Origin of the sequence: Margalitia sp. FSL K6-0131 (assembly GCF_038008735.1) — a bacterium.
In the GTDB taxonomy this organism is placed as follows: Bacteria; Bacillota; Bacilli; order Bacillales; family Bacillaceae_C; genus Margalitia; species Margalitia shackletonii.
In genome coordinates this window covers 1,060,229-1,079,951 of sequence record NZ_JBBOZS010000001.1, presented here as the reverse complement: position 1 = coordinate 1,079,951, position 19,723 = coordinate 1,060,229, and the positions used below count along the sequence as shown (strand labels likewise).

Here is a 19,723-nt window from a genome sequence, read left to right as displayed (position 1 = left end):
GTAAATCGCCTTTTTGATTGAAAAGGTCGGCTTCGATTCATTCAATCATTCATTCGAGGTTTTATATTGTGAAAAGGCATCATATTTTTATATAAATATGAAAGGAGAGGGATACATGAATTCTAACGAACAGCAGGATCCACAATGGGATGATCTAGATGAATTAGATAATCTTCGTCCCCTCCAAAAAAATTATAAAACGCTAACGGAGATCGTACATTCCAAACTTGATTTTAAATTATCAAAAAAAGTAAAAACGAACGGAACCGTTAATAAAATTTTGGACCTTAATTGGTCCATCCACCCTGTAAAATACCAAATCAACTTTTCTGCAAACCATCTCTGGATCTCCGGCAAACTTATTGGAGAAATTACTTATACAAAAGGAAAAGATACTCAAGTACATTTTCAAATGATTAAGTTACCTTGGAAAACAACATCCAAATTGGAGTATTTGTCCCCTCCGTTTTATACACAAAGTAATCAAAAAAGGCAATACGAGTTTACGGAAAAAGAAAATAATCAGGAAACCATTCATTATGAGCAAATTATTTATAACAATGAAAGCCCCCAGTTCGAAGTCATTAAAACAAAAGTGATTACTTCTCAATCAATGAATAAAAAAGAAAAAAATGCATACCTCTTACTGGATATACATTGTGAAATGGAATATCGAATTCTCCAATACCAAATCCATCCTTTTGAATCCTAAACAAGCCTATATCATCGATAAATGTGCTAATCCTTCGGTCACTTTGTCCAAGCTTTATGTCATTTTCATCATACACTGAAATGGAAACCAACAAATTATTTGAAAGGAGAAAAAATATGTCCCGGTACAAATCGAAGGGTAGCCATAAAAAGGTAGTGAAGTCATCCGTACAACAGGAAGCAAGCAATCGGCCGGTTGAGCCACGTGTTATTAATTCACACCCCTATATGAAAGTACCTGTTGTTTTAGGTGAACAAACGGTTCAAATTGATTTGGACTCTGTTATTGAATTCCCAGAACCAGTTCTGGAAATTAAAAGGATCAAAAAGAATTTAAAATTGGTACAGTGCCGCTTATTATTGCCTACTAATAAACTATTTTTAAAGGGGTTTGTTCGCAAAAATATTCAGTATGCGACACCAAAACGCGGCGGAAAAGATTATGTTTCCTCTGCTATTCATTCTTTAACGGTAGATGTACCTTTCCAAGTTGTGACAAGAATTGATCTCATTAGCGAGCCTGACTTTAGATCTACTCCACCAGAAAAAGAATTCAATTATTTTAGATCCTCTCATCTTCCAAAAGGATTTTCACAAAAAGAACACTTACTTTCAGGTGATTTCACAGAACACAATCAAATAAGTGAAGAAATCTTAAATGAACTGCCATATTGCGAACTACTCTCCAGCAGATTTATTGAATACGATGAAGTCCTAGATAGGGAGATGGGTATTGTAAAGGGCCATTCTGGAAAAAGAATGTCCGCCCCATTTGAAGAAGGAACCTTTAGGAAAATAGAGGAAAAAATGGTTGTTGAAATAACGTTTAAAGTCTTGCAAAATCAACAAGTATTATTACACAATTATAATAAGAAAGACGAGGATGATTGGGAGTCTTCATAATAGGTAAGGATACTTGATAAGACGTTTTTAAAGTTAGTGGGGACAGATTCCTTGGCATTGGGATGAGGGACTTGTCCCATCATCCCTCTTAATTACCGAACATTAGCCGTCTGATGCCGGCTTTTTTTATTTTATCCAATGTTTCGAGTTTTATGGTGTAACATTTTTCATGGATATTTTATTTGGATATGCACATTATAGTAGCACACCAAAATGTTAGGAGTGCAGTTCCAGTGAGAGATGAGAAAAGGGAAGAAAAAACATTTGCAGACCTCTTTGGGGTTGATGCGGATATGAGCTTGCAGTCAGTTCATTTTGCTGCAACTTCTGAGAATCGATATTTGAATGAGCATGTTCAGGAGGAGAAGGAGTAACAATAGTGAAATTTCGTGTTGCTCCCAGATCTTTTAATAAGTTTAGAACATAATTTTTGGATAAACTCGCTAATTGTAGAAAAGAATGGGCACATTGAAGTAGCGAACGTGACCGTTGACAATTTTGAATGTTCCCTTCCTTCAATAAGTATCCGCGGTGAAACCAGCGGATACTTACTTTTGTAAAGAAACCGAGAAAGGTTATTTCCTCTGAAAATGTATTTTTCTTTTATTCATGTATATCGTAATAATCACCGTAATAACTAAAAAATAACAAGCATAAATTCCAATAGAAAGGATTTTATTATGTTCAAATAAACTGCCAGCGAATGTTGAAATTACGATATTAGGAAGCTTCCCAATTATGGTTGCTGCCAGAAACGTTATCCATGAAACTTTGCTTACCCCGCTTAAAACATTTAATAATGGCGATGGAATAACAGGAACTAATCTCAGAAATAATATACCCAGAAATGCATTCTTCTCAAAATATGTTTCATATTCCTTTGATCTCGGAAACTTTTGAATTGTCCTTTGTACCCATTGCTGGAATCCATATCTCGCCATTAAAAACATGGTAAAGGTTCCCACCATTACCCCGAGGAGGGAAATGAAGATTCCCTGCCAAACTCCGAATACCGATCCAATTAAGCCTGCCACTAGAGGGTAAGGCATGACTGGGAAGAAGACTAGGAGGGCTACGAATAGGATGCTGATAAGGAATGCAGAGGTGTGGCCGGTATGAATTTCGTGTAGAATGGTTTCTTTTTGGGTAAATGCCAAAACTATAATCACTATTGCTGTCAAAAGCATCGCCAATTGTTTCATTTTCTCAATACCTCATTTTTAATAAAAATAAAAACGTATCCAACTAGAATACGTAATTATAATAAGTTTAGTTTCATTTTATATCAACTGCTCTTTTTCTTTTAAACAAGTAAAACGAACTTCCTCCAATTATTAATATAATTCCTCCTGCCATAGCATTTAAAACATTGGACCCTGTATTAGACAAAAGACTTTTGTCTGCTGGTAAAATTCCGCCTAATGTACCTTCTACATATAATTTTATGGTAAATTTGCAGGTTAACCCTTGATATTCATTTCCCACTTCGGTAGGAACGTCTACTCGAAAGGTTAAAGTCTCTTCATCTGCTTTTGCCAACTTTCGATAATCCAATTTATTAAAATCCGCTAATTTCCCGCTGTATAATTCACCTTTTTTATCACTAACCTTTAATTTAAGTGCTTTAAAGAATAGTTTGGACCCGGATTCAAAATGAATAGATGTGGTATATTTAAAATCTTGTTTTCCTAAGTTTTGCACATGTAAGTCCCGAGTTGCCCAATCACCAGGCTTTAAATTGTCTACATCAAATAAAACCTTATGAGGAGAAGTCGCGATATCGATTTCATTTGTATTTGACGCTGCCCATATCTTTCCTATAGGACTGATAATGATAAAAATCACCGTTAAAACAAGTGGCAACGATATGATCCTTTTTTTCATCCACTTTCCACCCTTTGTAATCATATATAAAAGATGGGATACCCCATCTTTTATTAAACTGATTTCTCTATTGATTCTGGAGGATTTTTCGTTTTATCATCAATTTCTGCAATTGCTTTCCAGATCGAAAACACTGCATAGCCAAGTAATAGAATCCCAGGTAATATCAGTAATAAAGCACTGCCATTTTTCGTTTGAGTAAAGTTTATAAAATAACCTAAGTAAGGAATAGTAAACCCTGTATACTTTGCGATAACATTTTGTGAAAGAACTGGGTTCAAATCGGCGGTTTTGTTATTATCTCCTTTTGTACGATACAACACTTGGCCACCACTTTTTTCTACCTTCACAATTCTATGAGTGACAATCATTTTCTCGTCTGCTTTAAAAGTTATAATGTCACCTTTTTTAAAGTCTGCCTTATCCTTTGCGGGCTTTACCGCAATGATAGATCCTGTTTTAAATGTTGGCTCCATGGAACCAGATAGAACGGTTTTTAACTCGTAACCGAGGAATTTTGGTGACCCTCCGGATGCTTTCGAAGAGATTACAACAAAAATCATGAATATTAATACAAGAAATAAAATGATGGATGTAAAGTTACTTATCCATTTTACTATTTTGGAAGACTTCATTTATTTGCACCATCCTTGTTTGCATTCTGTGAATTGTCATTTGCCTGTTGATTGGCATTTTCTGCAGATTCAACTTTTTCTGCATTATTTTTACTTGAACTAGTATCAGATTGGTTATCTGCATTATTTTGCTTATCTGATTGTTTTGACTCTGTATTCTGCTGGGAATCTAAATTGGATTGATCGGAATCAGTTTTGTTTGGATTATCTTGATTCTTATCAGTATCCTTTCCATCATTTGTAGAAGATGCATCACTTTGTTTATCACAGGTTATGGAAATAGTTTGACTCCACAACTCTCCCTGTCCAGGATGACCAGGGCGTTGATATGCCTTGAATTTGTAGTTTCCAGGTTTTTCAGCATCATAGGAGAGACTTATTGAATCATTGGAAGAAATAGCTAGTATTGTCCCTTCCCCTACCTTAACACCTTTTTTAGGATTACCATTTTCAGCATAATAGACTTCATAACTTGCTTGCCCTTCCATATTGTTCCCTGAGTTCTTAATATCTACAGAAATATTCGTAGTACTGCAACTATTAATTGTTTGATCATTACCATTAAAGCTTAATGAACTTTTATCCCAAGGGCCGTTATCAGGGTTTTCCTTCTCCCAAGTACCAGCTTGGAGGACACCGTTAACTTCAGATGTACTACTAAAATAGGCACTGGTGTTTGACGACAAGTAGCTGCCCGTAAAAATGGCGATATACCAAATAGCCAAGATTTTTATCATAAGTAATAGTTTCTTATTTTTGCGTTTGAATTTATTTAGACGTGAGGCTCTAATTCTAATTACCTCCTTTATGACTTCTTGAATAACTTATTCCTTTAACCAACCATTAAATATTTATATTACTCTTCTAAACATTAATGACTCGTTAAAAGAATAATTAAACAGGACAGAAGGTGGTGCTTCCACCTTCCATCTTTTCTTATTATTTGCTTTGACCAGCAGTTTGTTTTGCATCGAAATTCCAAGTTAATTTAAGCTGATCTCCTTGGAACTTATTTTGGTCTTTTCCATTATCATTAAAAGTAAATCTAACGCTAAAGCTATCTGTATCTCCCGCTTTTAATCCGGAATTTTCTCCACCGAGAATCCATCCAAGTACATCTCTTTCCGTTACATCAGTAGTAGAAAGTTTATCTAATGTAGTTTTATAAACCTCTGTTGTTTTTTTATCTTTATTCACTAAGAATGCTACTTCAATATATTTTCCAAAATCTTCTCCCGCATTATCACCTTTTGCATCAATTACTTGATAACTGGAAGTTAATAAAACTTTTGAAATATCTAGTGAACCATCATTTTTCAATGTAAACTCACGATCCATCCAGTCACCAGGTTTAATATCCTTTACATCAATGATGGTTGTTGGTTTTGCAGTCAAATTTAATGTTCCAGCAGCAAATGAATTATTGGTTGTTTCTACATCATTAAAGTACGCATATGTACCTCCCCCAATTAATGACAATCCTAGTGCAGCTGATGCTATCCCCATACCTAGTTTCTTTTTAAGACTCATTTCTTTTCCTCCTCTTTTTTCCCTTTAATATTTTTTTATTTTGAACCCTTATGTTGTTCATAAGGAGTTGCAAACTTCATTAAATCTTGTAGATTGAAGCGTTCGTTTTAACGAATCCTACGACCTGAGTATAGGCCAAATAGATTATTTTGAAAAATCTTAAAAATAGGCAAATATTCGTTAAAAAGAACATTTATTGTTCATTATCTCGTTTTATCTCTTTTTTTCTTACTTTTTTATAATTTTATAAAGAACATATTGTTCATTATAATGAACATATAAATTTACAATAGACTTGGGGAGAGAGTGATGATTGGACAAAGAATAAAAGAACTAAGAAGGGGAAAAGGATATTCCATTTCAAAATTAGCCCTTCTGGCAGGAGTGTCAAAATCCTATTTGAGCTACATTGAACGAGGGCTACGGAATAATCCTTCGCTGGATTTTTTGTCAAGGATTGCTGAACCACTTGATACAACAGTTGATTTCCTATTAAATGAACAGGTTAAAACATTATTCCAAGACACTAATATAGATGAAGAATGGAAAATTCTCCTTAATAAGGCTATTGATAACGGGATGACCAAGGAGGATTTTCTAACACTGCAAAACTTTATTGAATTTAAAAATTGGAAAATCCAAAATAGTTAACAAGGAAATAAAATTTGATGAAAAAGATGAATATTACTAGAAACAAAGAAATATTGGGACTATCGTCCGATGAAATAAGGAGCTTTTTATATTTGCTCAGACGTGAAGCATAAAGACGGTTCTTTTTGAAAAAACACAAGAACCGCCCACTGGCTTCCATTGAGGATTTCTTCTTTGGCCATCGTGAGGATTAAAAAAAGATCCCCCATTTTTGGCAGAATCCTTTACATCTATCATCTTGCACTTTTCACCAGCTTGGTTTGATCCGATTTATATCCCTTACCAACAATCTCATGAACACTGTGCACCGTTACATACGCATTTTCATCAAGAGTGTTTATGATATTTTTTAACCGAACAACCTCTTGCTTACTAATAACAACATACAGTACTTCCTTATTCCTGCCACTGTATCCCCCACGGCCTTCAAGCACTGTAATACCTCTCAACATTTTGGTGGTAATTTCATTCAAGACGACATCCGGAAAGTTGGAAATTATGAAGACACCAACTCTCTCATCCAATCGTTCACCAATAAAATCAATGGCTTTTGCACCAACATAAACGACAATTAGCGTATACATTGCTTTTTCCAGCCCAATGATGAAGACAGAACCGGCAACGACAATTATATCAATCAGCAGCATGGCGCTTCCGATACTCCAGCCAAAGTATTGATTTGCCATTCTAGCAATTATGGTAGTGCCGCCGGAGGTTCCACCCGCTCGGAAAATAATCCCTAAGCCTGCCCCCACTAATAAACCAGCAAATATAGACGCCAACAATGTATTGTCGGTAATGGTTTTGCCTGTATTCTCCGTTAAATATAAAAACCCAGAGCAAGACGCTATCGATAAAAGTGTATAAACAATCGTTCTTTTTTCAAAAAATTTATAGCCTACCAGTAAGAGTGCCATATTTAAGACAAAGTTCACCACACCTGGTGACCAATGAAATAAATAGTGTGCAATAACCGTCAGGCCAATAATTCCGCCTTCTGATAAATGATTGGGGATCGTAAAATAATTAATCCCAACGGCAAAAATAAGTGCGCCAATTAAAATGAATATAATGTCTCTAATGGTTTGTTTCATGATAGGACTTCCTTAAATTTATATTGCTAACCAAGTATGCTATTAAACTATAATAATCCAACAAACAAAAAGAGAAAACCCTTTTTTGTTTGTTGGTTTCATTCATTTCTTGCGTTTGGATAGGATTGAGGGGCAGGTCGCTTGTCCTCATAATGGTATCGAACAGACGCCATAATAAAATGGATGAGGATGGCGCCCACACATCCCCCAGGAATTCAGTCATTTCATTTTTTATATTTTTCTACTCATATTTGCACCACACAAAATGTCCACCTATGACGAACAAACCACCTATTTTGTCTACGAATGGTGCCTGACATCACAACCTAGTTGTTTATTCCAGCCATTTTTAGTAATAATCCCACGAATTTGATTACTAATTCCGTAAAATTAGAGATATTCACGCGAGTTTGACCACTAATTCCACAAAATTAGAGATATTCCCGCGAATTTGACCAATAATCCCGCCAAATTTTGAGATATTCCCGCGAATTTGACCAATAATCCCGCCAAATTTTGAGATATTCCCGCGAATTTGACCAGTAATTCCGCTAATCAAAATTCGACATTCCACATCTGTTTTAACAACCTCATTTTGTCCACCCACCACGCACAAACCACCCATTTTGTCCACGAGTAGTGCCTGATACCACACTATTATGACAACACATTAGAGAAAGCTGGAAATGCAACAGTAAAGGTACTGCCGCTGCCTAGCTTGGATTTGACGGAGACTTTACCGCCATGGAACTTTACAATTTCTTGGACGATGGATAGACCAAGACCCGTTCCGCCTATTTTTCTTCTGTCGGAATTATCGACTCGGTAAAATTTCGTAAATAGTTTGTCCATTGCTTCTTGTGGAATACCTAAACCGTCATCAATGATGTCAACTTTAACCTGTTCATCAGTTCCCGTAACCTTTACCTTTATCGATCCGCCTTCGGGAGAATATTTTACGGCATTATGGATTAAGTTAGTAAAAACTTGTTCCATTTTCGCTTCATCGCCTAGAATAGCAGGAATAGATCCACGATGATCAAGTATAAAGTGATGTAGACTTGTATTAATTTGCTGGGCATCGATTATTTTTCTTAAAATTGGCAGCAAATCTATATATTTTTTCTCATAAGTTTGCTTGCCGGATTCCATTCTCTGTACATCGAGAAAATCATTAATTAAAGCAGTTAAACGCTTAGATTCATTCCAAATAGTAGTTAAATATTTTTTCTGCCTGTCTGGATTTAATTCACGGTTGATCATTAATTCGGTAAAACCAAGAATGCTGGAAAGCGGTGTCCGTAATTCATGACTTACCGTGCTGACAAACTCTGATTTCATTTGATCGACTTCGTACTCTTTTGTAATATCCCTGTGAACCAAAACCGTTCCTATCCTTACATCATTATGGTACAGTTCTTTGCTGTAAACTTTTATTACTTTCTTAGAGCGCTCCAATGTATAGATAAAGGTTTCCAATTCATTGTTATTCTTTGCACGCACCGCATTTTCTAAGTAATCGGCAATTTGTTCTTCTTTTACTTTCCCTTTCATAAAGGAAATCCATTCATCCCATTCCATCCCGACAAGGGTAGAATTTTCACATTCTAATATATCGATTAATAGGTTGTTGATGTGCAAAGTCCTTCCATTCGTATCAATTAATTGTACACCTTCTTGAAGTGTATTAAGGATATCCTGATTTTGTTTCCTTTCCTTTTCTGACTTTTGGAAAAGAGAGATTTTCTCCAGACTGATTCCAATACTTTTTGAAAGGGCCTGAAACTCTTCCATTTGAGACTCCTGAAAAGGCTCGCCATACCTAGTGAAAATCATAATAGCAATGACCTCTTCATCAGATGCAAGAACCGGCAAGTAGAGATCATATCCAAATAGTGTTCCCTCGTGGTAGCCTTTTTCGGATAATTCCAGCCGTCTTTTCAGGGTGTATGGCATTTTGGTTATCTTCAACTTTTCACACAATCTGCTTTTCATATGATGCAAAAATTGATTTACGGCAGAGGGGGATATTCCGTATGAAGCACATAATGGATTATCGACCATCGCAATAATTCCTTTATCCGCTTGGATAATTTCACACATATTCAATACACTGCTATTCAAGAGATCATGTATATTGATTGTATTGGAAAGCTGATTGACTAATTTATTTCTATTTTTTAATTTTTCCCCGTTAGCATTTAGTGTCTGTAAAGCATTTTCCAGTTCTTCCTGTTGAGCTTGAAGCTCCTCCTGCTGGGCAATTAATTCTTCATTATGTGCCAACAAATCCTGCTCTTTTTCGATTACCTTTTCCATCATGCTTTGAAATGATTTTGACAGTATCCCAATTTCATCTTCCCTTTTTGTATCTAGTGAAATAGAGACCTCTCTTCCACTGGCCATTTCATTTGCCGCAATAGATAAATCGGATAAAGGCTTCCCTAATTGCCGGAACATATAAGACATAATTCCTAAAAGAATAAAAAAGACGATAATGACGAAAATAAGAAAACCGATTTGAATACTAGTTTGCAAGGTAATGAGCTTTTGATAATGGGCTTCCAGATTATCATCAATCCCCTGAATATAGGTTTTCATCTGTTTTTGAAAAGAAGTAACCCGTGACGTAGCCTGCTCATTTGCCATTTTAACGATGGCATTTTTATTACCAGATTTATAGTCCGCTATTACAGTCGGCAACGTAACATCAAAGTAATAAGAAATAAATTCATGCAAATCATATAAAAAATTTTGGTCGTCATCTGTGGTAGCCATAGATGCGTATCGCTTTTCGAGCTTTTTTATTTTCAATTCCTGGGCAAGCGCATTTTCCGCAAATTTTGCGTTTCCAATCGCTATATATCCTCGCGCGTCAAAAAATGCCTGATTGAAATCATCATTGATAGCCTGGGCTATCTTTTCCTTCTTATCTAGTTCACTTCTCTCTTTGAAATTTGCTGCATTCAATAAATGATGCATCATCAATAGAGTTGCTGATCCCAGCACAAAGAAAATAAAAAATGCGCCAAATAAAAAGGTAAACTTTCTTGAAAAACTCTTCTTATTAAAATAACTATTCATTTTCATGGAGGATACCCTCTATTTTAGTTAATAACTCCATAGGACTAAAAGGCTTGGCGATAAAATAATTGGCCCCTGCCTCTAATACCTTCTCCTGTTCAAACTGCTGACTTTTCGCAGATAACATGAGAATTTTGACCTCGTGATTGTGGAGGCTTCCCCTTATATGCTTTATTAGTTCCAAACCTGTAATTTCAGGCATCATGTAATCTAAAATTAACAAATCATACTCGTTTTTTTCTATATAATGTAATGCTTCTTGTCCGTCTGAAGCTTCATGAATCAAATAATCTTGCTCCTCAAGTGTATCTACGATGAGCATTCTTAACACTTCTTCGTCTTCTGCTAATAAGATTTTTTTCATTTAGACCACCTTATTTATATCAAATATTCATTTCTTCCTTTGAATAAGTCGCATAATCCTCTCTTGAAGGTCGTTCATATGAAAAGGCTTCGTCATATAATCATCTGCCCCTAATTCTAATGCCTTCGCGATATCATCCTCACTATTTCTTCCGGTCAACATGATAACGCTAACGTTATTCCGTTCTGTTTGTTTTACCTTTTGCAATACTTCTATTCCATCCATAATAGGCATAACCCCGTCTAAAATTAGGAAATGTTCTCCCGGATATTCTAGTATTCCAGACTGAAAGAAGGATGGCCCATTTTCAAATGTATGGATATTGGATACATAATGATTAAATTCTGCTTCTTGTAATCTACTTTTCAACATCGATCGAATAATAGGGTCATCATCAATAACGGAAATAAACAACTTCTTTTGTTCCATCAATGACTGATTAAAGCATTCAACCCTTGATCTGCCCAAATTCTTTGCTGTATATAATGCTTGATCCGCAGCATTTATAGCTGAATCCATTGTTGTTTCCTTAGAGCAAATGCCAGTAATTCCAGCGGAAAAGGTAACGAAGAAGACTTCTCCATTAGCCTCAAAACATTTTGTAGTGAAATCTGCCAATAGTCTTGAAACAATTTCATAAGCTTTATGATAATCTGTATTTTGAAATAAGATGATAAACTCTTCTCCGCCATATCTAAATACTAAATCGTTACTTCTTGTATTCTCCGCCAAAAATAATGCAAATGTTGAGAGGACTAAGTCACCTGTAACATGACCATAACGATCATTAATCTTTTTAAAATAATCAATATCCAAGATCGCTATACTAAATTGTTGATTGTTCCGTTTCCATTCTTCCATGCTCCGGTCATATACAACCTTTAAATACCTGCGGTTATACAGGTTTGTTAGTTCATCAAGTAAAACAGATTGGTCATATATTTGTTTTCTCTGGAGATGGCGCTCAATACGGACTGCGAATTCCTCTAAGTCAATTGGCTTCTGGATAAAATCATCCGCTCCCATTTTAAAAGCTTTTATACGAGTATTTCGATCGTTGAATACGCTAATCATCACAATGGGAACGAAGTGTTTATTACTATGAATTTGTAAATCCTCAATAATTTCAAAGCCATTTTTGTTTGGCAAATTCACATCAATCACAACACAGTCGGGCTGTAAATCAAAGTATTGAGATACAGCTTTATTCGAAGTGGAATTCGTAATGACCATCCAACCTTTCTTTTCAAGGAAATCCTTCAAAAGAATAAGGATGGAAATATCATCATCAATGATTTGGATCAGTGGGACGTCCCCATTTCTAGACTGCTGTTTCTTCATCTCCACTTCTTCAAAATGGCCATAACTATAGGTAAGCTCCATTAATTCAGAAAGAAACTCTCTCAATTCCTGTCCTTTCCATTCTTTTTTATGGAAGCTGCTTAATTGTTCTAACAATGTTTCTGAAATAAGATGAATGCCTTCCAATTCTAAAGTTCCAGACGTCCCTTTAATAGAGTGTAAGAAACGATGTACCTCAGAATTAGAAATCATTATTTCGGCATCCGATTTACACCATTCAGCAACTTGCTCCATTATTTTTTTTATAAGCAAGTTTCTATATTTAGATAAATCCATTTTCTCACTCCGACCTTTGATTTCCACGCAAAAAAAAAGAAAAGACTAGTAAAAGGCCCTTTCGATTTTCCTTTTATCCTTTGTATTATCGGTGGGAAATCCAAAATATTTACTGATATTTATTGTTTCGCTAGAGATTTCTACAATAATCGACAATTTCCATTCTAAATTGTTGAAGTATTTTGTTAAAACGCCTCAAAAAAATGTAATATGAATGTCATGCATCCAGTAGCACTTAAAAAGATTAATAAAATGAAAGGGATTCTTTAACAGGGGTGTTTATTTAAACTGGAGAAAGTGAAATTATCTGCAAAACCGTTTAGAAGGTTGTCACTGTCATTTTGTTGCAGCTTTTGACCAACAACACCTTTATAACACATAAAATACAATAACTAAAATGAATCCATTTTGAAATAGAATGATCAAAATGGATTCTTCTCTTCAAAATCGTAAGCTTCATTAAAATAAAAACCTAACAGTAGCCATACATATTATTCCCACTATTACTGTAACGGACAAACTCTTGGTCCATATTGCGATAATTAGTGTCGGTATAATAGCAGCAAGAACACTCCAATTAATCGAGATTAATGCTGATTGATCTTTGCTGATAAAACTATCAACGATAAGTGCAGTAAAAATACAAATAGGGATAAATGAAAGCCATTTGACGACAATTTTCGGGAGCTTCATATTTCTTATCACTATAAATGGAATAATTCTTGGAATAAAGGTTACCATAGCACAGCCTAAAATGATTAGTAATATAGATAAATTAATACTCATTTGTCTTTAACCACTCCAATCGTTGCAACAATTATTGTTGATAAGATAATTGCTATATACGAAGGAACAAACATACATAGAACCAACATTAATATAACTACATACACAATTAATGATAGATAAAACTTCAATTTACCATTATCAATATTTTGTAATTGCAAAACAAGCAATGCTAAAAACATAGCTGTTAAAGAAAAATCTAATCCAAATACTTCAGGATTTGAAATCCATTTGCCAAAGATGGAACCCAACAAACAAGATAAAATCCAAAATATATAAGCTGTTACATTCAACCCATTCATCCATTGCGCATTAATATTCTCTTTTTTAGCAATTTTATTAATGGCAACACCAAATGACTCATCTGTTACAAGAGCTCCGATCCCAATATTTCTCATTAAAGAGTATTTTGTAAAGTGGGGAGCCAATGCCATACTTAATAAAAAATTCCGTAAATTCACGATAAAAGTAGTAAATACAATGACTGACAAAGGACTTCCTGATACTAGCAGTGCACAAATAATAAACTGTGATGCACCAGCATAAACTAATGCGGCTAAAAGAGTAATCTCTACAATACTTAGATTAGAGGAAACTCCAACAATCCCCATAGCGATACCAATACTGATGTAACCAATTAAAGTTGGAATGCAATCTTTTACGCCTTGAGAAAATGTAGAAAGATTTTTTTCTCTAGGCATTTCGTGAGATAATTCATTCATTGTTTCCCCACCTTTTTGTCTGTTATATTGTTTATATGTATGCTATAATAAACACAAAAAAGAGTCAAGGAGATTTTTTATGGAGTTCATTCAAGAGGTTATAGCCAATAATCTTGCCAAAATGAGAAAAAAGCGAGGATTGAGCTTAGATAGCGTAGCGGAACTGTCTGGAGTCAGTAAGGCAATGTTAGCTCAAATTGAAAATGGAAAATCTAATCCGACTGTCACCACTCTCTGGAAAATTGCAAATGGATTACAAGTATCTTTTTCTGCTTTTTTAAAGGAAACAGATAAGCCGCAAATTGAAAAAATAAACATCAATCAACTGAACCCATTGATTGATGATGATGGCAATTATCTTGTATACTCCGTTTTCCCATTTCATCCGGAAAAAAAGTTTGAAATTTTCACTGTAGACCTCAAACCTGGGTTTAGTCATATATCTGAAAAGCATCTAGGTGAGGAATATGTACTTATACAACACGGTGTACTTACACTCGAGGTGCAAGGTGAGAAGCTTGAATTAACCAATGATGAGACTATTAAATTTAACGCAAATATTGAACACATGTATATAAATTCTTCTGATGAAACGGTAAGATTCTATGTCATTATCTCTTATCCCGACTAATATCTATGTCTATTTTCTAGGTTAAATGAAATAAAAGTTGCGTAAACGGTACGCAACTTCTGTTCATCCTTCTCTGTACTGCAACAAGAAAAAAATATAATTATAGTACAAATATATATTTCTATTACCTCAAAAAAATGAAAATTCACACTGAAACCATTAAATATATGTTTTCCCTTTCCAAATTTGTCGTGGTTAAATGTTGCATTATTTACTTCCTTGAAAATGGACAAATCAAGTCCTATCGTTTTATTAGATCCATTCCTACGACTAATTCAGTTGGATTAGCCGTAGGGAGAAAAAGCACGTTCCATCATGAGTAAATAGATATATCGTCAATGAAATAGTCCGCCATTTTTTACGGTTTGGTAATCATCCACGTAACACCGAATTTATCTACAACTTCTCCATAGTATGCACCCCATGGCTGCAAAGCAAAAGGATACTTGGCTTCTCCACCCTCACTAAGCTTGGCATAAGCTTCTCTTGCTTCAGATTCATTATCATAGGTTAAAGCAAGACTGATGTTACGGCTGCCGGTTACTGGTTCAAAAGAATCGGATATCATCAGCATATTCTGTCCAGCTACCATCAAAGCAAGATGCATGACTTTGTCCTTCATCGCTTCCGGTGTACGTGGAGCCTCACTGAATGTTTTAAGTGATAGAATTTCTCCGCCAAGTGACTCTGCATAAAAATTAGCCTGACTTCTTGCATCCTCTGACATCAAATAAGCGTTTAATTGTGCTCCCATATTTTTAACAACCTTTCCTATTTAAATTTGCCTTTCTATCAATACGACGAATATAAGATGATGAAATCGACAAAGAAAAAAATTTTTTTTATAAAATTTTTGATCAACGCCCTGTTAGCCATCCATGAAGCAGAGCTTCACCGTAGAAAATGCAAGATGACTATGTTCTTACTTGGTTGTACTCTATATAAATTTACGAACGAAATGAAAGGACAGAATTTAATCATTTATAGTTAGATCCTGGGCTTGAGCCTGTTACAATACCATATTCAAGCCTAAAAGGATTACTTTTTAATAGAAATTCTTGCTCAACTAAAGCACCAGTTTGTTTAAGTGTAGTTCTTCACAATCTTTTGAAGAAAAAGCGACCCCATAAATTGAAAGTCACTTCAAATCCAATGATTAGTTTTAATTTCAAATAAAATCTAGTTAATAAAATTAAGCTTAATTCAACTACTAATTATTAAAAGAAATCGAATCAGCAACTTTAATTAAATCATCACTACTTTTTCCACCCGAAATATAATAAATATATTTACTGGTCACAATAAATAGCTGTGGTTCACTATTTTTATCTTGAGGTTTGGACAGAAGAGCAAGATGATTAACAAAACTCATTGCTACCCCAGAATTAGGGTACAACTTAACCAATGAGTCGTATGCCTGTTTCTCAGACCCTTGTTCATTCATAGTAGTATGAATGGTAATAAAATCATTTCCTTGTATCGGATAAAAAACATTTACTTGTGACAGATTATTATTTCTATTGGTTGAAATTATTGGTTTACCAACTATAGAAGATATAGCATGATTTAATTCTAAAGGAATCATTGTTTCCTCAGTTAATACTAATGAACGAATTCCATTATTAGTTACAATTTTATACTTTTCATCTTGCTTTTGTTGAGCTTTATTCTGTTCTGAAATCGTCTGTTGGAATCCGTCATTGTTCAAAGACCCCGAAGAGACTCGTTTTAATTGAAAATTACCAGATTTAATAATATTAAAAGTCAATATACTACATAAGGCTACCAAGACACATATCTTAATAGAATAACTAAATAACTTCTTAAATTTAGATTTATGTTCAAGTTTATTTAGATCATTTAATAATTTATATTTTAATTCTTCATTATTAGCCTTTTTCCATAATATATTCCTTTCTAAATTATCTAACTCTATATCATATATACTTTTTGGATACTGGTCTTTCATTAAAATACCCCTCCTTTAATAGTTGCTTTTCTAAAGCGGGAATAGCTCTGAACAATGTTGACTTTACTTTACTTTCAGACCAGTTTAAAACCTTCGAAGTCTCTTCTATAGAAAGTCCCTTTATTCTTCTTAATATTATTACCTTCCTATAGGATTCTTTTATCTTTGACAATGCTTTATAAAGTTCATATGAACTTTCCTTAATTTGAATTGCTTCATCAGGCAATGGACTTTCGTCTTTCTTTAAATTAAAAACCTCTTTAAACAACATTATAGGTCTTCGTTTCCTTATATAATCGATTGTTAAATTATGAGCTATACTAAGTAGCCAAGTTTTAGCATTGCCATCATGTCTAAATGAATCATAATTAATGAAAGCTCTAACAAAGGTCTCATGTCTTAAATCTTCCGCTTGTTGATAATCTTGAATCATCATAAAGATGAATTTAAAAATTGATTCATTATACTCTTCATACCATTTTATAATTTCTCTATTTTTGCTATCAGGCAATCTAATCCCCTTCTCTGTTAGGTGTTCAATATTTAAACGTTTGAGCTTAAGAAAAGTTTTACTTTTATAACCCATTTGTAAAATAAATATCATTCAAATAAAAAAGATCCATTTTAAGGACCTTTTTACTAATAATCATTCTCTCTTCAGAGAAGTTAGAATTATGTTTTTACTTGTTGAACTAACCTGCCCTTTACTTCAATAAGAAACATACATGATTTTACACTCACACCCCGGCATGAAAATTATTTCAATGCTGGGGTTTTTATTTTTGTCCATTTTTCCATACTGGTTAATGCTATGGAAAGTAATCTTTACGTGGCTTTTTGTGGTGGTTCAACCCTGTATAAGAAACTGTTTGGAATTTGCCTTGTGTACACCCCTATGTCGACTCTTCAACTCTTGAAGATGATCACGTACAGAAAAATGCTGTTTGACCAAGCTTATTCCACTTTCCATAGACATTATTTTGGAGGTTTTTCCTTATGGACATTTTATTAACTCATTGTGCTGGAATGGATGTTCATCAAAAAGAAATTGTTGTTTGTGCCTTAACAGGCTCTAATGATGAAGTCATCCAAAAAGAAATCAAGACCTTTTCAACCCTAACCAAAAGTCTTTTTGAATTATTGAAATGGTTAGAGGAAAGAGAAATCACTCACATTGCTATGGAAAGTACGGGCATCTATTGGAAACCTGTCTTTAATATCCTTGAAGGATATTTTGACATTACCATTGCCAATGCCCAACGAATCAAAAATGTTCCTGGTCGTAAGACTGATGTTTCCGATGCAGAATGGATTGCCAAACTTCTTCGTCATGGTTTAATTGAGAAAAGTTTTGTTCCCTCACAAGATCTTAGAGAGTTACGTGATTTAACTCGATTACGAAAGAAATGGATTGGTAACTTAACTGCGGAAAAAAATAGAATCTCGAAAGTACTTGAGTGTTCTAACATAAAACTTGGCTCCGTTATCTCTGATATCTTTGGAGTCTCAGGTCGTAAACTTTTAAATCAGCTGGTGGAAAAAGGGTATCTTGATAAAACAGATATCGATAATAATATACATCATTCACTTCGAAAAAAAGCAGATACTATATCTGAATCCCTTTTTGGAACGCTAAATGAACATCAAATGTTTATGATCAAAAGCTCATGGAGTCATATAGAGTACATGGAAAAATCTATACAAGAACTGGAAACCCGCATGGAGAAAATTCTAAGTTCTTACCAAGGAGAAAAAGAAATTCTATTATCTATACCTGGAGTTAAAGACCATACGGCAGCTTGTATTATTGCTGAAATTGGAACAGACATGAGCCAATTTCCTTCGTCTAGACATTTAGCTTCTTGGGCTGGTGTTTCACCCGGAAATAATGAAAGTGCTGGTAAAAAAAAAGTTCTAAAAGTGTGCCGGGAAATCCACATATAAAATCAGCCTTATGTGAGGTCGCATGGGCAATATCAAGGTCGAAAAATACTTCAATGGCAAATGTTTTTTGGTCTCTTTCTGCAAGGCGGGGTAAGAAAAAAGCTTTACAGGCAATAGCACACAAAATTCTAAGAATTATTTATACCTTATTTCTCAATAAGCAACACTTCTCTGAACCATCTATAGCCAGTTAGTCATCCAACAATACAATACTCCTCAAGGTTATGATCTTTTAAAAAAAGTAGAGATCCTACCCTCTATTTAGTGTTGTCTTTTTTCTAAAAAATCACGTTTACAAGCCCCAAATCTCATGTTCGCCAATTTAAATTGCACATGTGTCGTATCTATTCAAAACCCTTTGCCAGTGCTCGCCCATTTTATTTTCACAGAAAAAAAGCATCCCTTATTTAAGGAATGCCCGTTAGTTCGATAGATGTATGTTCCGCAATCTCGAATACATTTCCAAAGGGATCTTGAAAGGCTGCATACTTATCTTCAGTAGGTATTTTTCGTGTAAAAATGAGCAGTTCTGTTTATTTCATTATCTCTTGTTTATCGAGATCCCTTAACGCCCATGTTAAAATATTATTTGCGTAAAGTCCTACATCGTCTGGTGAAATTTCAACAAATTTACCATCAATAAATGCAGCCCAATGGATGTTTTCTGTAGGTTTTTCAACCAATCCATTGATTCCTGTAATCATACCGTTAGTTTCCGTCACATCAAAGTTGTTCTTGGTTATGTCGTATATATTGTCTCCCTCTTCAAATGTTATATTTTTCTTTACTATAACTTTATTGTTTTGATCCATAATCTGAACAACGCCAGTTACTTCAACTGCATATGCTGGATTTACAAGCAATAAAGCAAACAAAAAGGGGAGTGCAAAAGCAAGTTTGTACATAATATATCCTCCTCATTTTTTCTTATTTTTTCCTAATGTCATCTAATTATGTCAATAAAAACACCTAACAAGTTGTTAGGTGTAATTTCAAATATATATAGAATTTACTAAACAAATTTGTTTGCCGGATATATGCAGTTAAAAATTATTATGAAAGCATCCTTGGATATTCCACAATTTAGTATAGTACCCTTAAGGATTGGATAATAGAGTTTAGAGTTTCGTGGATTCCCTACTTCTACGATTCTTCCGAGGCATTTAGCCTTATTTAA

The 19,723-nt window shown here is 34.4% G+C and carries 21 protein-coding genes and 1 pseudogene; 6 read left to right on the top strand and 16 right to left on the bottom strand.

Going from position 1 to position 19,723, the window contains the following annotated elements; all coding sequences use genetic code 11:
* The first annotated feature begins 115 nt into the window (after window positions 1-115).
* The 3 genes from NSQ59_RS05335 to NSQ59_RS05325 all read left to right on the top strand — a co-directional run bounded on the left by NSQ59_RS05335 (window position 116) and on the right by NSQ59_RS05325 (window position 1,988).
* The gene (locus tag NSQ59_RS05335; RefSeq protein ID WP_055738491.1) at window positions 116-712 is read left to right on the top strand and encodes a hypothetical protein; all 597 of its coding nucleotides are present in this window, start codon (window positions 116-118) and stop codon (window positions 710-712) included.
* Window positions 713-828: 116 nt separating this feature from the next.
* Window positions 829-1,614, top strand: coding sequence for a CsxC family protein (locus NSQ59_RS05330; protein ID WP_055738490.1), 786 nt, complete (start codon window positions 829-831; stop codon window positions 1,612-1,614).
* Window positions 1,615-1,847: 233 nt separating this feature from the next.
* Complete coding sequence (locus tag NSQ59_RS05325; protein WP_163258597.1) at window positions 1,848-1,988, top strand: hypothetical protein; 141 nt, start codon at window positions 1,848-1,850, stop codon at window positions 1,986-1,988.
* A 201-nt stretch (window positions 1,989-2,189) separates the two neighbouring features.
* Here NSQ59_RS05325 and NSQ59_RS05320 read toward each other — a convergent pair whose 3' ends face one another.
* From NSQ59_RS05320 to NSQ59_RS05300, 5 genes are all read right to left on the bottom strand, one after another.
* The gene (locus NSQ59_RS05320; protein WP_055738489.1) at window positions 2,190-2,816 is read right to left on the bottom strand and encodes a TVP38/TMEM64 family protein; all 627 of its coding nucleotides are present in this window, start codon (window positions 2,814-2,816) and stop codon (window positions 2,190-2,192) included.
* A gap of 73 nt (window positions 2,817-2,889) precedes the next feature.
* Window positions 2,890-3,498 (bottom strand): TasA family protein, encoded by a 609-nt coding sequence (locus tag NSQ59_RS05315; protein ID WP_055738488.1) that lies wholly within the window; start codon window positions 3,496-3,498, stop codon window positions 2,890-2,892.
* Window positions 3,499-3,551: 53 nt separating this feature from the next.
* A complete protein-coding gene (gene sipW, locus NSQ59_RS05310) occupies window positions 3,552-4,133 on the bottom strand; it encodes a signal peptidase I SipW (RefSeq protein WP_055738487.1) in 582 nt (193 codons plus the stop codon).
* Window positions 4,130-4,924 carry an amyloid fiber anchoring/assembly protein TapA gene (gene tapA / locus NSQ59_RS05305; RefSeq protein WP_280513077.1) on the bottom strand — a complete coding sequence of 265 codons (795 nt, stop codon included), beginning with the start codon at window positions 4,922-4,924 and terminating at the stop codon, window positions 4,130-4,132. Before tapA ends, sipW begins: the two co-directional genes overlap by 4 nt.
* 148 nt (window positions 4,925-5,072) lie before the next feature.
* Complete coding sequence (locus tag NSQ59_RS05300) at window positions 5,073-5,663, bottom strand: CalY family protein (RefSeq protein ID WP_340829880.1); 591 nt, start codon at window positions 5,661-5,663, stop codon at window positions 5,073-5,075.
* A gap of 309 nt (window positions 5,664-5,972) precedes the next feature.
* On the opposite strand from NSQ59_RS05300, the gene NSQ59_RS05295 reads away from it, so the two are divergent.
* Window positions 5,973-6,314 carry a helix-turn-helix domain-containing protein gene (locus NSQ59_RS05295; protein WP_055738484.1) on the top strand — a complete coding sequence of 114 codons (342 nt, stop codon included), beginning with the start codon at window positions 5,973-5,975 and terminating at the stop codon, window positions 6,312-6,314.
* Between the two features lie 233 nt (window positions 6,315-6,547).
* On the opposite strand, the gene NSQ59_RS05290 is transcribed toward NSQ59_RS05295, so the two are convergent.
* The 7 genes from NSQ59_RS05290 to NSQ59_RS05260 form a co-directional block, all read right to left on the bottom strand.
* Window positions 6,548-7,411 carry a YitT family protein gene (locus NSQ59_RS05290; protein ID WP_340833139.1) on the bottom strand — a complete coding sequence of 288 codons (864 nt, stop codon included), beginning with the start codon at window positions 7,409-7,411 and terminating at the stop codon, window positions 6,548-6,550.
* A 397-nt stretch (window positions 7,412-7,808) separates the two neighbouring features.
* Entirely contained in the window at window positions 7,809-8,018 is a 210-nt protein-coding gene (locus NSQ59_RS05285) for a hypothetical protein (protein ID WP_340829877.1), read from the bottom strand.
* A 47-nt stretch (window positions 8,019-8,065) separates the two neighbouring features.
* Window positions 8,066-10,498, bottom strand: a complete 2,433-nt coding sequence (locus tag NSQ59_RS05280; RefSeq protein ID WP_340829875.1) for a sensor histidine kinase — start codon at window positions 10,496-10,498, stop codon at window positions 8,066-8,068.
* Window positions 10,485-10,856 (bottom strand): response regulator transcription factor, encoded by a 372-nt coding sequence (locus tag NSQ59_RS05275; protein WP_126648806.1) that lies wholly within the window; start codon window positions 10,854-10,856, stop codon window positions 10,485-10,487. Before NSQ59_RS05275 ends, NSQ59_RS05280 begins: the two co-directional genes overlap by 14 nt.
* 27 nt (window positions 10,857-10,883) lie before the next feature.
* The gene (locus NSQ59_RS05270) at window positions 10,884-12,494 is read right to left on the bottom strand and encodes a diguanylate cyclase (RefSeq protein ID WP_340829873.1); all 1,611 of its coding nucleotides are present in this window, start codon (window positions 12,492-12,494) and stop codon (window positions 10,884-10,886) included.
* 459 nt (window positions 12,495-12,953) lie between these two features.
* The gene (locus tag NSQ59_RS05265; protein WP_055738478.1) at window positions 12,954-13,280 is read right to left on the bottom strand and encodes an AzlD domain-containing protein; all 327 of its coding nucleotides are present in this window, start codon (window positions 13,278-13,280) and stop codon (window positions 12,954-12,956) included.
* Complete coding sequence (locus NSQ59_RS05260) at window positions 13,277-14,002, bottom strand: AzlC family ABC transporter permease (RefSeq protein WP_055738477.1); 726 nt, start codon at window positions 14,000-14,002, stop codon at window positions 13,277-13,279. Before NSQ59_RS05260 ends, NSQ59_RS05265 begins: the two co-directional genes overlap by 4 nt.
* 79 nt (window positions 14,003-14,081) lie before the next feature.
* On the opposite strand from NSQ59_RS05260, the gene NSQ59_RS05255 reads away from it, so the two are divergent.
* Window positions 14,082-14,633, top strand: coding sequence for a helix-turn-helix domain-containing protein (locus tag NSQ59_RS05255; RefSeq protein ID WP_340829870.1), 552 nt, complete (start codon window positions 14,082-14,084; stop codon window positions 14,631-14,633).
* Between the two features lie 358 nt (window positions 14,634-14,991).
* Here the strand turns inward: NSQ59_RS05255 and NSQ59_RS05250 are convergent, their stop codons facing one another.
* The 3 genes from NSQ59_RS05250 to NSQ59_RS05240 form a co-directional block, all read right to left on the bottom strand.
* Window positions 14,992-15,387, bottom strand: a complete 396-nt coding sequence (locus tag NSQ59_RS05250; RefSeq protein ID WP_340829868.1) for a VOC family protein — start codon at window positions 15,385-15,387, stop codon at window positions 14,992-14,994.
* Window positions 15,388-15,843: 456 nt separating this feature from the next.
* Complete coding sequence (locus NSQ59_RS05245; protein ID WP_340829866.1) at window positions 15,844-16,602, bottom strand: hypothetical protein; 759 nt, start codon at window positions 16,600-16,602, stop codon at window positions 15,844-15,846.
* Window positions 16,571-17,113, bottom strand: coding sequence for an RNA polymerase sigma factor (locus tag NSQ59_RS05240; RefSeq protein ID WP_340829864.1), 543 nt, complete (start codon window positions 17,111-17,113; stop codon window positions 16,571-16,573). The genes NSQ59_RS05245 and NSQ59_RS05240 overlap by 32 nt, the downstream gene beginning before the upstream one ends.
* Window positions 17,114-17,598: 485 nt before the next feature.
* On the opposite strand from NSQ59_RS05240, the pseudogene NSQ59_RS05235 reads away from it, so the two are divergent.
* Window positions 17,599-18,740 (top strand): annotated as a pseudogene (locus NSQ59_RS05235) (IS110 family transposase).
* 339 nt (window positions 18,741-19,079) lie between these two features.
* On the opposite strand, the gene NSQ59_RS05230 reads toward NSQ59_RS05235, so the two are convergent.
* Entirely contained in the window at window positions 19,080-19,451 is a 372-nt protein-coding gene (locus tag NSQ59_RS05230; protein WP_126648799.1) for a DUF4430 domain-containing protein, read from the bottom strand.
* Between the last annotated feature and the right edge of the window lie 272 nt (window positions 19,452-19,723).